Origin of the sequence: Pseudomonas sp. NFACC25, assembly GCF_900100935.1 — a bacterium.
Classification (GTDB): domain Bacteria; phylum Pseudomonadota; class Gammaproteobacteria; order Pseudomonadales; family Pseudomonadaceae; genus Aquipseudomonas; species Aquipseudomonas marginalis.
The window spans coordinates 202,307-215,924 of sequence record NZ_FMUC01000008.1 but is presented as its reverse complement, the minus strand read 5'-3'; the positions used below and the strand labels follow the sequence as shown (position 1 = coordinate 215,924).

Sequence of the window (13,618 nt, the reverse complement as noted above, 5' to 3'; positions counted from 1 at the left end):
GACTTAAGTTGCCCCTATGCTCAAACGCTTTGCCTGGATGGCACTCTTTGCCTGCGCCCCGCTGTACGCGGCACCGCATCTTGATGATCAACGTTTGCAGCAACTGGCCAATGATCCGTTCTGGCTTTCTCTGGGCCATTACGAAGCCGGCAAAGTCAGTGGCTGGCGCAGCTATGTCAGTGAAAAGAAATTCTTCCTCGCCGCCGATGGCGCCCACCACCCGGATGCAGAACTCAAGGCCACCGTTGAAGCGCTTTACGCTCCGGCCAGCCTGGGTGAAAAACACGCCCAATGCGTTTACCCCGCACGTACCCGCTGGCTCAAGGATCAGTTGCACCTCACTGACCTGCCCGCCGTGGACTGCAAGGAATTCAAGCAATGGTTCAAGGACGTCGCCCCCCATAGCGCGGTGATGATCTTCCCGGCGGCCTACCTCAACAGCCCGTCGTCGATGTTCGGTCACACCCTGCTGCGTATCGACCAGGCCGACGTGCAGAGCAACAAGACCGCACTGCTCAGCTACGCGATCAACTTCGGCGCCTATATCGAAGGCTCGGACAACAGCATCCTGTACGCCTGGAAAGGCCTGATGGGCGGCTACCCCGGCCTGTTCGCCCTGGTGCCCTACCAGGAAAAACTCTCCGAATACCGCAGCCTCGAAAACCGCGACCTGTGGGAATACCGCCTCAACCTCACCCAGGTCGAGACCGAGCGCATGGTCGAGCACGTGTGGGAGCTCAAGCAGATCCAGTTCGACTACTTCTTCTTCGATGAAAACTGCTCCTATCGCCTGCTGGAACTGCTGCAAGTGGCGCGCCCCGGCCTACGCCTGACCGAGCAATTCCCGCTCACCGCGATCCCCACCGACACGGTCAAGGCCGTGAAGGACGCGGGACTGGTGGAAAAGATCGACTACCGTCCCTCCCGCGAGCGCGAGTTGCTGGAGCGTGCCAAGCCGCTCGACAGCGACGAACAGCAATGGGTGCTGAAAGTCAGCGACGACCAGCAGCAATTGCAGGCGCCAGCCTTCAAAGCATTGCCTCGCGACCGCCAGGCGCTGATCATCGACGCCGCCTACCGCCTGGGCCGCTACCGTGCCAATGGCCTCGAGCGCGACACCGCGCGCTCCCAACGCAGCTTCGAACTGCTGCGCGCGATCAACCAGAACCCCGCGCCCGACCTGACGATCACGCCCCCCGGCCTGCCCGAAAACGGCCATGAATCGCGCACCTGGCAAGCCGGCATCGGCACCCGTGGCGACAAGGCCTTCGGCGAATACGGCCTGCGCATGGCCTACCACGACCTCAACGACAACGCCGAAGGCTTCCCTCTTGGCGCCCAGATCGAAATCCTGCAGATGAAACTGCGCCAGTACGAAGGCAACCACTGGCAACTGCAGCAACTGGACCTGGCCACCATCCGCTCCCTGACCCCGCGCAACGCCTTGCTGCAGCCGTGGTCCTGGCAAGTTACCGGCGGCCTGGAGCGGGTGCCCGGTAAACACGACGACGAAACCCTGGTCGCCCACGTCAACGGCGGCGCCGGCGGCACCTGGCAACTGCGCGACGATATGCTCGGCTTCGCCCTCGGCACCGTGCGCGTGGAACACAACAACGACTTCAACGAAGCCATCTCTCCCGCGGCCGGGTTCAATACCGGCGTGCTGTGGAAAAACCCGCTGGGCAATTTGAGCCTGGAAGCGAAAGGGGATTTCTTCACCAATGGTGAAGTGCGGCGCAGCATCAGCCTGAACCAGCAGTGGGAACTGTCCCGTAACCTGGGCCTGCGCCTGAGTGCACAGCGCGAGTACAGCCACTTGTCGACGCCGGTGAATGAAGTGATGCTTGAGGTGAAGTGGTATCACTACTGACTAACACCTTTTGTCAGCATTGCCCGCACCATCAGGAGTTCATTCGACATGGCCGTTACCTGCACCACCCTTGAAGAAGTTCGAAACAACATCGACCGCCTCGACCAGCAAATCGTCACCCTGCTGGCCGAACGCGGCCACTACGTCTCCCAGGCGGCACGCTTCAAAAAAGACACCGATGGCGTCAAGGCCCCGCAGCGGGTCGAGCAGGTGATCGCCAAGGTGCGGGATCTGGCGCAGACCGTGGGCGCCAACCCCGAGGTGACCGAGCAGGTCTATCGCGCAATGATCGCGGCGTTTATCCAGCAGGAATTGGCGGATCATGCGGCTCTGGCGACCAACCAGGCAACCTAGGCCCTTGTGGGGAGGGCGCCAACGGCTTCGGTGCCCACCGCCCGACCTCATCGTGCTCCACACCTTTCTCACACCCCTTTCACACCTCCCCGACAAATCCCTATCTAGACTTCTCCTATCAGCCGTGAAACGGCCAGGGAGCAAGCAATGTGGCGGTATGCAGTAATGCTGTGTGCGGTGGTGTGGCTATCGGGTTGCCAGTCAACCCATCAGGAATTGCTGGCTCGGGGCTATCCGCCCGCCTTTGCCGATGGTTTTGACGATGGGTGCAGCAGCGGCCGCCAGGCGGCGGGGGTGATCACTGGGGTGTTTCGCAAAAACGTGCCGCGTTACCTGAAAGACCGGGTCTACGCCGAAGGCTGGGAGGATGGCTTTCGCCAGTGCAAGGCCATGCGCGAGAACGAGGAGCTGCGCGACTACAAGGACAATCACTGGGATGACCGTGAACGCGCCTGGCAACAGGAGAAGAACCGGGATGCTGCGCGGGCCTATCGCTCGCAATAGGTCGCTTTCAGACATTCATCGAAACTAAAGTGCGGCGAACATGGCCCAAGCTCCATAGAGGGAGAACGTCATGAGCCGAGCTTTTGTAAATGAGGACAACGCCGCCGCCCAGGCCGATCAGCCGGTGGAGCGCCAGGTCAGTGAGCAGCCCAATCGCCTGACCGCCCAGGGGTTGGCGCAATTGCAGGCCAAGGTTGCGCAGCTACAGGCCGCCCACAGCGCCGAGTCCGCCAAGGGCGAACAGGCCGATAAGCAGCGCCAGGCCGACCTTGAGCGGGATTTGCGCTACTTCAACCAGCGCGTGCAGAGCGCCCAGGTGGTGGCGCCCGCTACGTCTACCGACAAGGTGCAGATCGGCAGCTGGGTGACGTTCGCCAATGAGCATGACGAACAGCAGCGCATTCAATTGGTCGGGGAAGACCAGGCCGACGCCAGCGCCGGCCTGATCAACTGGGGCTCGCCCCTGGGCCGTGCCTTGCTGGGCGCCCAGGAGGGTGACGAGGTGCTGTGGAAGCGCCCCGTCGGCGATCAGTTGATCGAAGTGCTGCGCATCGAGGCCGAGGCCTAGACGATGCCTTGGGCCAGCATCGCGTCGGCAACCTTGACGAAGCCCGCAATGTTCGCGCCCTTCACGTAGTTGATCCGACCGTTCTCTTCACCGTAGTGCACACAGGCATGGTGGATCGACTGCATGATGTTGTGCAGCTTGCTGTCCACTTCACCGGCGGTCCACAACAGGCGCATGGCGTTCTGCGACATCTCCAGGCCGCTCACGGCGACGCCGCCGGCATTCGATGCCTTGCCCGGCGCAAACAGGATGCCCGCCTCGATAAAGATATCCACAGCCTCAAGGGTGGTCGGCATGTTGGCGCCTTCGGCCACGCAGATGCAGCCGTTGCGCAGCAGCGTGCGGGCCGCTTCGGCGTTGAGTTCGTTCTGGGTAGCGCATGGCAGGGCAATGTCGCAGGCCAGTTCCCAAGGGGTTTTGCCGGCGCGGAATTCCAGGCCGTAACGGCCGGCCAGTTCGCTGATGCGCCCGCGCTGCACGTTTTTCAGCTCCAGCAGCGCCGCCCATTGTTCCTCGGTCAAGCCGCTTTCGGCGTAGAGCGTGCCTTCGGAGTCGGACAGGGAAATCACCTTGCCGCCCAGGTCCATGACCTTGCGCGCCGCGTATTGGGCGACGTTGCCGGAGCCGGAGACCGCCACGCGCTTGCCTTCCACCCGCTGGCCGTCGCGCTTGAGCATTTCTTCGGCGAAGTACACACACCCGAACCCAGTGGCTTCCGGGCGGATCAGGCTGCCGCCGTAGGTCATGCCCTTGCCGGTGAGCACGGAGGTGAATTGGTTGCTCAGGCGCTTGTACTGGCCGAACAGGAAGCCAATCTCACGGGCGCCCACGCCGATGTCGCCGGCCGGCACATCCACGTCTGCGCCAATATGGCGGTACAGCTCGCTCATGAACGCCTGGCAGAAACGCATGACTTCGGCATCGCTCTTGCCTTTGGGATCAAAATCCGAGCCGCCCTTGCCGCCGCCCATGGGCAGCGAGGTCAGGGAATTCTTGAAGGTCTGCTCGAAGGCGAGGAACTTCAGCACCCCCAGGTTTACCGACGGATGGAAACGCAAGCCGCCCTTGTAGGGGCCGATGGCGCTGTTCATCTGGATACGAAAGCCGCGGTTGACCTGGACCTTGCCGTGATCATCCACCCACGACACCCGAAAGGTAATCGCACGCTCCGGCTCGCAGATGCGCTCCAGGATGCCCGAGGCCAGGTAATGGGGATTGGCTTCAAGAAACGGCCACAGGCTGCGTAGGACTTCTTCTACGGCCTGGTGGAATTCCGGCTGGTCGGGGTCGCGTTTTTTCAGGCGGGCGAGGAAGGATTCGACGGATTCGATCATGAAAAGTCTCGGCAAATTGATTGTTTTTAAATGAGATTGAGCCGGACTTTATCAATTCATGTCGCACCGCGACAGGGCAAAATGTCGCTTTTGTGAATTTAAATGGTGCATTAGATATAAATAAACCCAGGAAACAGGGATTTATCGCACTTAAAAGGGGATTGCCAAGGCAGGTTATGCACCAGCAGGGAAAAAGCTATCGGGGGCAAGCCCCCTCCCACATTTGATCGGTGTGGGTCAGGAAGAATGTACAAAAAAAACGGAGCCCGAGGGCTCCGCTTTTTTCACACCAGCCGGATCAGGCCAGTTTTTTGTGGCGCACACGGTGCGGCTGGGCAGCCGCTTCGCCCAGGCGTTTTTTACGGTCCGCTTCGTACTCGGTGTAGTTGCCTTCGAAGAACACCGCTTGCGAGTCGTCTTCGTACGCCAGGATGTGGGTCGCGACCCGGTCAAGGAACCACCGATCGTGAGAGATCACAATGGCGGCGCCCGGGAAGTCCAGCAGGGCTTCTTCCAGGGAACGCAGGGTTTCAACGTCGAGGTCGTTGGACGGTTCGTCGAGCAGCAGGACGTTGCCGCCCTCTTTCAGGGTCAGGGCCAGGTGCAAGCGACCGCGCTCACCACCGGACAGGTCCTTGACGAACTTCTGCTGGTCGCCGCCCTTGAAGTTGAAACGGCCGACGTAGGTGCGCGACGGGATTTCATAGTTGCCGATGCGGATCTGGTCGGAACCGTCGGAAATTTGCTGGAACACAGTCTTGCTGCCATCCAGGTCTTCGCGGCTCTGGTCCACGCAGGCCAGTTGCACGGTTTCGCCGATTTCGATGCTGCCCGAATCCGGCGTTTCCTTGCCCATCAGCATGCGGAACAGGGTGGATTTACCCGCACCGTTACCACCAATTACGCCGACGATCGCGCCTTTTGGCATGGAGAACGACAGGTTGTCGATCAGCACGCGGTCGCCATAGCCTTTGCACACGTTCTTGAACTCGATGACCTTGTCACCCAGGCGCGGGCCGGCCGGGATGTAGATCTCGTTGGTTTCGCTGCGCTTCTGGAATTCCTGCGACTGCATTTCTTCGAAGCGTTGCAGACGTGCCTTGGATTTGGACTGGCGGGCCTTGGCGCCTTTGCGCACCCATTCCAGTTCTTCCTTCATGGCTTTTTCGTGGGCCGATTGCTGCTTGGATTCGGCGGCCAGACGGTCGGACTTGGCTTCCAGCCAACCGGAGTAGTTGCCCTCGTAAGGGATACCGGCGCCACGGTCGAGTTCGAGGATCCAGCCGGCAACGTTGTCGAGGAAGTAGCGGTCGTGCGTGATCGCAACCACGGTGCCCGGGAAATCGTGCAGGAAGTGCTCCAGCCAGGCGACGGAGTCGGCGTCCAGGTGGTTGGTCGGTTCGTCGAGCAGCAGCATGTCGGGCGCCGACAGCAGCAGGCGGCACAAGGCCACGCGACGTTTTTCACCACCGGACAGATGTTCGACCTTGGCGTCCCACGCCGGCAGGCGCAGTGCATCGGCGGCGACTTCCAGCTGGCGCTCCAGGTTGTGACCGTCGCCGGCCTGCAGGATGGCTTCGAGCTTGGCTTGTTCAGCGGCCAGCTTGTCGAAGTCGGCGTCCGGTTCGGCGTAGGCGGCGTAGACCTCGTCCAGGCGGGCCTGGGCGTCCTTGATCACGCTGACGGCTTCTTCGACCACTTCACGCACGGTCTTGGTCGGGTCCAGGATCGGCTCCTGGGGCAGGTAACCGATGTTCAGTTCCGGCATCGGGCGGGCTTCGCCTTCGAACTCGGTGTCGACGCCGGCCATGATTTTCAGCAGCGTGGACTTACCCGAACCGTTGAGGCCGAGCACGCCGATCTTGGCGCCGGGGAAGAAGGACAGCGAAATATTTTTCAGGATTTCCCGCTTCGGAGGGACAACTTTTCCCAGCCGATGCATGGTGAAGACGTATTGAGCCATGGTGAACCTAGCGTCAGTGACTGATGAATTAAGCGGGCGAAGCCCGTGCCAGGCCATGCGCCGCGCGGGCCGTTGACTATCATCAATGCCAGCGAGCGGAAAAAGCCTGAATGTCTGGGGCTGGAACGCCCCCGCGTAACCGGCAAAGCTACCTGAATGCGCTTGGTCAGTCCAGCCAAGCGGGGCTGGCACTTTGCCACAAGTCAAGGCATGCTAGCCGCCCTTCGGGCGTCCGGCTTATAGTGCACGTCGCGCGCCAGTCCAGCCAAACCGCAGGATCACAGCTTGTCCAAAGTCACGCCGCCAACGCCCTTGCGCGCCGCTCATGTAGCGCCGGGAACGCCCCTGCACGGCACCCTCAAAGGCGCATTGGCGACGCTTGTCCTCCTGCTGCTCGCATTATTGTTCTGGCAACTGCTGGACCAGTTGCAGCAAAACCAGAAAAACCAACAGCAATACACCATCGACTACAGTGCCGACCTGGCTGAACAGATCAGCCTGAACATGGCCCTGAGCGCAAAAATTGCCCTGAACCTGCTACCGATGGTCGAGCCGCCGCGCGACATCGAACAGCAGCAGGCCTTGACACGCACGTTGCAGCGCTCGCTGCCGGAACTGCGCAGTATCGCCCTGCTGGCGCCCAGCGGCGCGATGATCAGCGACAGCGCCAATGACAGCCAGGACAGCGCCTGGCTGGAAGAATTGGTGCAGCGCAGCCACGGCCAACCCTACTACCTGAGCAATAACAACGACGGCACCCTCATCTATCTGCTGCTGCACCAGCCCAGCGGCGGCTCAAGGATGTACTGGGCGCTGCGCCTGGCACCCGAGTACCTGGTCAACCTGACCCGCCAGGACAGCCAGGTCCAACGGCCGATGTGGGCCATCGAGAACCGCCTGAACCACCGGGTGGTCAGCCGTGACAGCGGCATGCCGGCGCAATGGGGCGACGCCCTGACCCCGGATGACCTGAATAAAAGCGTGCTGGTCACGCCCCTGAGCAAAAGCGACTGGCAATTGCGTGGGATGTTCGACCGCGCAGCCGTGCTGGAACAACTGCTGCCGGCGTTTATCGGTAAATGCCTGCTGGGCCTGGCCTTCTCGCTGATCCCCGTGATCGTGCTGCTGAATATGCGTCGCCGCCAGCGCCAGGTGCATGAAGGCCGGCGTCGGTATCAGGATATTTTCGAAGGCACCGGCGTCGCCCTGTGCGTACTTGACCTGTCGGGCCTGAATGCATTTTTTGGCAAGGTGCACTTGCAGACCCGCGAGCAACTGCACGCCTGGCTGCAAACCTCCCCCGAGGAATGCCGGCAGTTGCTCACCGAACTGCGCATCACCGAGATCAACCAGGTGGCGGTGAGCCTGCTCAGAGTGGGCTCCTGCGAGGAAGCGTGGGAGCGGCTGATCGATGATTGCCCGCGCAATACCACGTCCATCGGGCATCAGATACTCGAAGCGGTCCTGACCCAACAGAATCAGCTTGAGTTGGAAATCCAGCTCAAGGATGTGGCCGGCAACGAACAGTACCTTTGGATGGTGATGCGCCTGCCGGAGCAGCAGGACGACTTCAAGGCGGTGATCCTCAGCATCAGCGACATCACCAGCCGCAAGCTGATCGAACTGTCGCTGGTGGAACGCGAAAGCTTCTGGTCGGACGTGGTGCGTACCGTGCCCGACCACTTGTATGTGCAGGACGTGATCAGCCAGCGCATGATCTTCAGCAACCACCATCTGGGCCACACCCTCGGCTATACCAAGGCCGAACTGCAGCAAATGGGCGAGTATTTCTGGGAAATCCTGCTGCACCCCGAAGACGCCGAGCATTACCACGATTTGCGCCAACAGCAACGCCAGGCCGGCTACGCGACGCAGTTGCACTGCCAGTTGCGCTTTCGCCATCGCAACAATCAATGGCGGCGCTTTGATATCCGCGAGCAGGCCCTGGCGCGGGACAAATCGGCGCAAGTCACGCGTATCATCGGTGTGGCCAAGGACATCACCGACCAGATCGAAGCCAGCGAGTCCCTGCGCGACAGCGAAAAGCGCTACCGCATGCTGGCCGAAAGCATCAGCGACGTGATCTGCTCCACCGACAGCCAACTGGCCCTCAACTACATCAGCCCGTCGGTCAACGCCGTGCTGGGTTACGACGTGGACTGGGTATTCAAGAACGGCTGGCAGTCGATCATCGCCAACCCCCAGCAACTGACCGGCATCTATAGCTTGCTGGAACAGGTCAGCCGGGCGCTGGGCGATCCCGACGCGCTGAACAGACTCCGTGATCAAGTGCAGACCCAATTGTTCCTGTTCGACTGCCTGCGCGCCGACGGCCGCAAGGTGCCGATCGAGCTGCGCCTGGTGCTGGTGTGGGATGAGCACGGCGCCTTCGAAGGCGTCCTCGGCGTGGGCCGCGATATCAGCCAGCAACGCCGCGCGGAAAAAGACCTGCGCATGGCCGCCACCGTATTCGAACACTCCACGTCGGCGATCCTGATCACCGACCCGGCCGGTTATATCGTGCAGGCCAACGAGGCGTTCAGCCGGGTCAGCGGTTATGCAGTGAGTGACGTACTCGACCAGTTGCCGAACATGCTCACCGTCGACGAACAACAGGAAGCCCACCTGCGCTATGTGCTCAAGCAATTGCACCAGCACAGCACCTGGGAAGGCGAAGTGTGGCTCAAGCGCCGTAACGGCGAGCACTACCCGGCCTGGGTCGGCATTACGGCGGTGTTCGACGACGAAGGCGACCTGGCCAGTTATGTGTGTTTCTTCAGTGATATCAGCGAACGCAAGGCCAGCGAACAGCGCATCCACCGCCTGGCCTACTACGACGCCCTGACCCACCTGCCCAACCGCACGCTGTTCCAGGACCGCCTGCACACCGCGCTGCAATCAGCCGAACGGCAGAAGTCGTGGGTGGTGCTGATGTTCCTCGACCTCGACCGCTTCAAGCCGATCAACGACTCCCTGGGCCACGCGGCCGGCGACCGCATGCTCAAGGAAATGGCGACCCGCCTGCTCGGCTGCGTGGCCGAAGACGACACCGTGGCACGCATGGGCGGCGACGAGTTCACGTTGCTGCTGCAACCGCGGGTCAACCGCGAGATGGCGCTGAACCGCGCGATCCATGTGGCCGAGCAGATCCTCGCCAGCCTGGTGAAGCCCTTCGTGCTGGAAGGTCGCGAGTTCTTTGTGACCGCCAGTATCGGCATCGCACTCAGCCCCCAGGACGGCAACGAGCTGAGCCAGTTGATGAAAAACGCCGACACCGCGATGTATCACGCCAAGGAACGCGGCAAGAACAACTTCCAGTTCTACCAGGCCGATATGAACGCCAGCGCCCTGGAACGCCTGGAACTGGAGAGCGACCTGCGCCACGCCCTGGAGCAGGACGAATTCGTGCTCTATTACCAGCCGCAGTTCAGCGGCGACGGCAAACGCCTGACCGGTGCCGAGGCGCTGCTGCGCTGGCGCCACCCACGCCGTGGACTGGTGCCGCCGGGGGACTTCATTCCGGTGCTCGAAGAGCTGGGCCTGGTGGTGGACGTGGGCGACTGGGTGATCAGCGAAGCCTGTCGCCAGCTCAAGACCTGGCACCAGAACAAGGTGCGGGTGCCGAAAGTCTCGGTGAACATCTCTGCGCGGCAGTTCTCCGACGGCCAACTGGGCACGCGCATCGCCACCATCCTCAAGGACACCGGCCTGCCGCCGGCGTGCCTGGAACTGGAGCTGACCGAAAGTATCCTGATGCGCGAAGTCAACGAAGCCATGCACATCCTCGACAGCCTGAAAAACCTGGGCCTGAGCATCGCGGTGGACGACTTCGGTACCGGTTATTCGTCCCTCAACTATCTCAAGCAATTCCCCATCGACGTGCTGAAAATCGACCGCACCTTCGTCGATGGCCTGCCCTCCGGCGAACAGGATGCGCAAATCGCCCGCGCCATTATCGCCATGGCCCACAGCCTCAACCTGGCGGTGATTGCCGAAGGTGTGGAAACCCATGAGCAGCTGGACTTCCTGCGCGAGCATGGTTGCGACGAGGTGCAGGGGTATCTGTTCGGGCGGCCGATGCCGGCGAATCGGTTCGAGGCGCAGTTCAGCAATGATGCGCTGTTCATGTTCGATTGAGCGGTGTGATGAGGCCGGCACAGTCACCGCCCATCCCGAGATGAGCCCCGCTTGTCCGCGACATGATGTCCTTTCATATGCCATCTAAAACCCATTGGGTTAGAATGCCCTCCTTTTCTGCCCCCGATCCTTGAGGACCGCCATGTTCAGCCGTGATTTGACTATTGCCAAGTACGACGCCGATCTCTTCGCCGCCATGGAGCAAGAAGCCGTGCGCCAGGAAGAGCACATTGAGCTGATCGCTTCGGAAAACTACACCAGCCCTGCGGTGATGGAGGCTCAAGGTTCGGTTCTGACCAACAAGTACGCCGAAGGCTACCCAGGCAAGCGCTACTACGGTGGCTGCGAGTACGTCGACGTGGTTGAGCAACTGGCCATCGACCGTGCAAAAGAACTGTTCGGCGCCGATTACGCCAACGTCCAGCCGCACGCCGGCTCCCAAGCCAACAGCGCCGTGTACCTGGCCCTGCTGCAGGGCGGCGACACCATCCTGGGCATGAGCCTGGCCCACGGTGGTCACCTGACCCACGGCGCCAGCGTTTCCTCCTCCGGCAAGCTGTACAACGCCGTTCAGTACGGTATCGATGCCAACGGCCTGATCGACTACGACGAAGTCGAGCGCCTGGCGGTCGAGCACAAGCCAAAAATGATCGTGGCCGGTTTCTCTGCCTACTCGCAGATCCTCGACTTCCCACGCTTCCGCGCCATCGCCGACAAGGTGGGCGCCTACCTGTTCGTCGACATGGCTCACGTAGCCGGTCTGGTCGCCGCTGGCGTCTACCCGAACCCTGTGCCTTTCGCTGACGTGGTGACCACCACCACCCACAAGACCCTGCGCGGTCCACGTGGCGGCCTGATCCTGGCGCGCGCCAACGCCGAGATCGAGAAAAAGCTGAACTCCGCCGTATTCCCGGGCGCCCAGGGCGGCCCACTGGAGCACGTGATCGCCGCCAAGGCGATCTGCTTCAAGGAAGCCCTGCAACCTGAGTTCAAGACCTACCAGCAACAAGTGGTGAAAAACGCCCAGGCCATGGCCGGCGTGTTCATCGAGCGCGGTTTTGACGTGGTGTCCGGCGGTACTGAAAACCACCTGTTCCTGCTGTCCCTGATCAAGCAGGACATTTCCGGTAAAGATGCTGACGCTGCCCTGGGCAAAGCCTTCATCACCGTGAACAAAAACTCCGTGCCGAACGACCCACGTTCGCCGTTCGTGACTTCCGGCCTGCGCTTCGGCACCCCGGCTGTGACCACTCGTGGCTTCAAGGAAGCAGAGTGCAAGGAACTGGCCGGCTGGATCTGCGACATCCTGGCGGACCTGAACAACGAAGCCGTGATCGACGCGGTACGTGAGAAGGTCAAGGCCATCTGCAAGAAGCTGCCGGTATACGGCGCTTGATTGCAGTTGCTTGACTAAGAAGCCCGGCTCTTGAGCCGGGCTTTTTTATGCCTGGTCTCCAACTTGAAATGAGATCAACTGTGGGAGGGGGCTTGCCCCCGATAGCAGTGTGTCAGTCACATATAGGTTTACTGACCCACCGCCATCGGGGGCAAGCCCCCTCCCACATTTGACTGCATTACACGTCAAGGTTGGTAGACCTTGGCAAAGCCTTCGCGGATTTTGTCTTCGGGCAATTCATCGGCAATAAACACGATCACACTCTCCCGCGCCTCACCCTCGGCCCATTCGGTATCCCAGTCGAAACCATAGAGCTTGAGCACGCCCTGGAACACCATGCGACGGTCTTCGCCGGCAATATTGAGTACGCCCTTGTAGCGCAGCAGCTGCTTGCCATGGTCTTCCAGCAGTTCGTTCATGAACTCACTGAGACGGTCGATATCCAGCGGCTGGTCGGTGCGCAGCACCAGGCTGGAAATACGGTCGATGGACGGCGCCTTGCTCACCGGGCGCAGACTCATGCCCGCATTAAGGTTGAAGCCGCGCACATCGAGCAGTTCGGCCAGATCAATCTTGCCGTGCTCGACCACGCGAATCGGCGCGCGGCGGTTGATGCGTGTGAGGCGTTCACTGAGTGCCTCGAAGGCAGCATCGTCCACCAGGTCACGCTTGCTCACCAGCAGCCGGTCGGCGAAACCGATCTGCGCCTGGGCGATGGTCTGGGTCAGGTGATGCTCGGCGTGGGCGGCGTCCACCAGGGTGATGATGCCGTCGAGGATGTAGCGTTCGCGCAGTTCCTCATCGATGAAAAAGGTCTGGGCCACCGGCGCCGGGTCGGCCAGGCCGGTGCACTCGATCACCAGGCGGTCGAAGGCGATCTCGCCGCTGTCCAGGCGCTCCAGCAACAGATACAGGGCTTTGGTGAGGTCGGTGTGGATGGTGCAGCACACACAGCCGTTGGACAGGGTCATGACTTGCACCGGTTCTTCGCCCAGCAATTGGGTGTCGATACCGGCGTCGCTGAATTCGTTTTCGATCACGGCAATTTTCAAGCCGTGCTCGGCTTTGAGCAGATGGCGCAGCAAGGTGGTCTTGCCCGCGCCGAGAAAGCCGCTGAGGACGGTGACTGGAATGGGAGAGGACAAAAGAAATTCTCCTTAAAGGAACACAGAAACAAATGTGGGAGGGGGCTTGCCCCCGATAGCAGTGTGTCAGGCACTGATCTGTCACTGACACACCGCTATCGGGGGCAAGCCCCCTCCCACAGGGCGTTGCGTTAAATCAACAGCACTTGGGCCCACCCTTGCCGCCGTAACGGGCCTCCTGGCGCTCCCGGAAGAACGCCTTGTAGTCCATCATCGGCTTGTCCGGGTGCTTGGTTTGCATATGCTCGACGTACGTGTCGTAGTCGGGCATGCCGACCATCAGGCGCGCGGCCTGACCGAGGTATTTACCGAGGCGACTGATGTCATTGAACATGCTTGCAATCCTC

General features: G+C 61.2%; 10 protein-coding genes. 6 read left to right on the top strand and 4 right to left on the bottom strand.

Going from position 1 to position 13,618, the window contains the following annotated elements; translation table 11 throughout:
* The first annotated feature begins 16 nt into the window (after positions 1-16).
* From BLQ09_RS19465 to BLQ09_RS19450, 4 genes are all read left to right on the top strand, one after another.
* Positions 17-1,870 carry an Lnb N-terminal periplasmic domain-containing protein gene (locus BLQ09_RS19465; protein ID WP_027605326.1) on the top strand — a complete coding sequence of 618 codons (1,854 nt, stop codon included), beginning with the start codon at positions 17-19 and terminating at the stop codon, positions 1,868-1,870.
* A gap of 48 nt (positions 1,871-1,918) precedes the next feature.
* Entirely contained in the window at positions 1,919-2,224 is a 306-nt protein-coding gene (locus BLQ09_RS19460) for a chorismate mutase (protein ID WP_092358274.1), read from the top strand.
* A gap of 147 nt (positions 2,225-2,371) precedes the next feature.
* Entirely contained in the window at positions 2,372-2,728 is a 357-nt protein-coding gene (locus BLQ09_RS19455) for a hypothetical protein (RefSeq protein ID WP_065938304.1), read from the top strand.
* 70 nt (positions 2,729-2,798) lie between these two features.
* Positions 2,799-3,296 carry a GreA/GreB family elongation factor gene (locus BLQ09_RS19450; RefSeq protein ID WP_092358272.1) on the top strand — a complete coding sequence of 166 codons (498 nt, stop codon included), beginning with the start codon at positions 2,799-2,801 and terminating at the stop codon, positions 3,294-3,296.
* Here the strand turns inward: BLQ09_RS19450 and gdhA are convergent.
* Both gdhA and ettA read right to left on the bottom strand, forming a co-directional pair.
* On the bottom strand, positions 3,293-4,630 hold the full coding sequence (gene gdhA / locus BLQ09_RS19445; RefSeq protein WP_092358270.1) for an NADP-specific glutamate dehydrogenase: 1,338 nt from the start codon (positions 4,628-4,630) through the stop codon (positions 3,293-3,295). The genes BLQ09_RS19450 and gdhA overlap by 4 nt on opposite strands.
* Before the next feature lie 298 nt (positions 4,631-4,928).
* Entirely contained in the window at positions 4,929-6,593 is a 1,665-nt protein-coding gene (gene ettA / locus BLQ09_RS19440) for an energy-dependent translational throttle protein EttA (protein WP_027605320.1), read from the bottom strand.
* Between the two features lie 285 nt (positions 6,594-6,878).
* Between ettA and BLQ09_RS19435 the strand changes: the two genes are divergently transcribed.
* The gene (locus tag BLQ09_RS19435) at positions 6,879-10,730 is read left to right on the top strand and encodes a bifunctional diguanylate cyclase/phosphodiesterase (RefSeq protein WP_027605319.1); all 3,852 of its coding nucleotides are present in this window, start codon (positions 6,879-6,881) and stop codon (positions 10,728-10,730) included.
* A gap of 142 nt (positions 10,731-10,872) precedes the next feature.
* A complete protein-coding gene (glyA, locus tag BLQ09_RS19430) occupies positions 10,873-12,126 on the top strand; it encodes a serine hydroxymethyltransferase (protein WP_027605318.1) in 1,254 nt (417 codons plus the stop codon).
* 185 nt (positions 12,127-12,311) lie between these two features.
* On the opposite strand, the gene yjiA is transcribed toward glyA, so the two are convergent.
* Positions 12,312-13,271, bottom strand: coding sequence for a GTPase (gene yjiA, locus BLQ09_RS19425; protein ID WP_027605317.1), 960 nt, complete (start codon positions 13,269-13,271; stop codon positions 12,312-12,314).
* A 136-nt stretch (positions 13,272-13,407) separates the two neighbouring features.
* Positions 13,408-13,605: a YbdD/YjiX family protein gene (locus BLQ09_RS19420; RefSeq protein WP_003176208.1), complete on the bottom strand. Its 198-nt coding sequence runs from the start codon at positions 13,603-13,605 to the stop codon at positions 13,408-13,410.
* Positions 13,606-13,618: the final 13 nt, after the last annotated feature.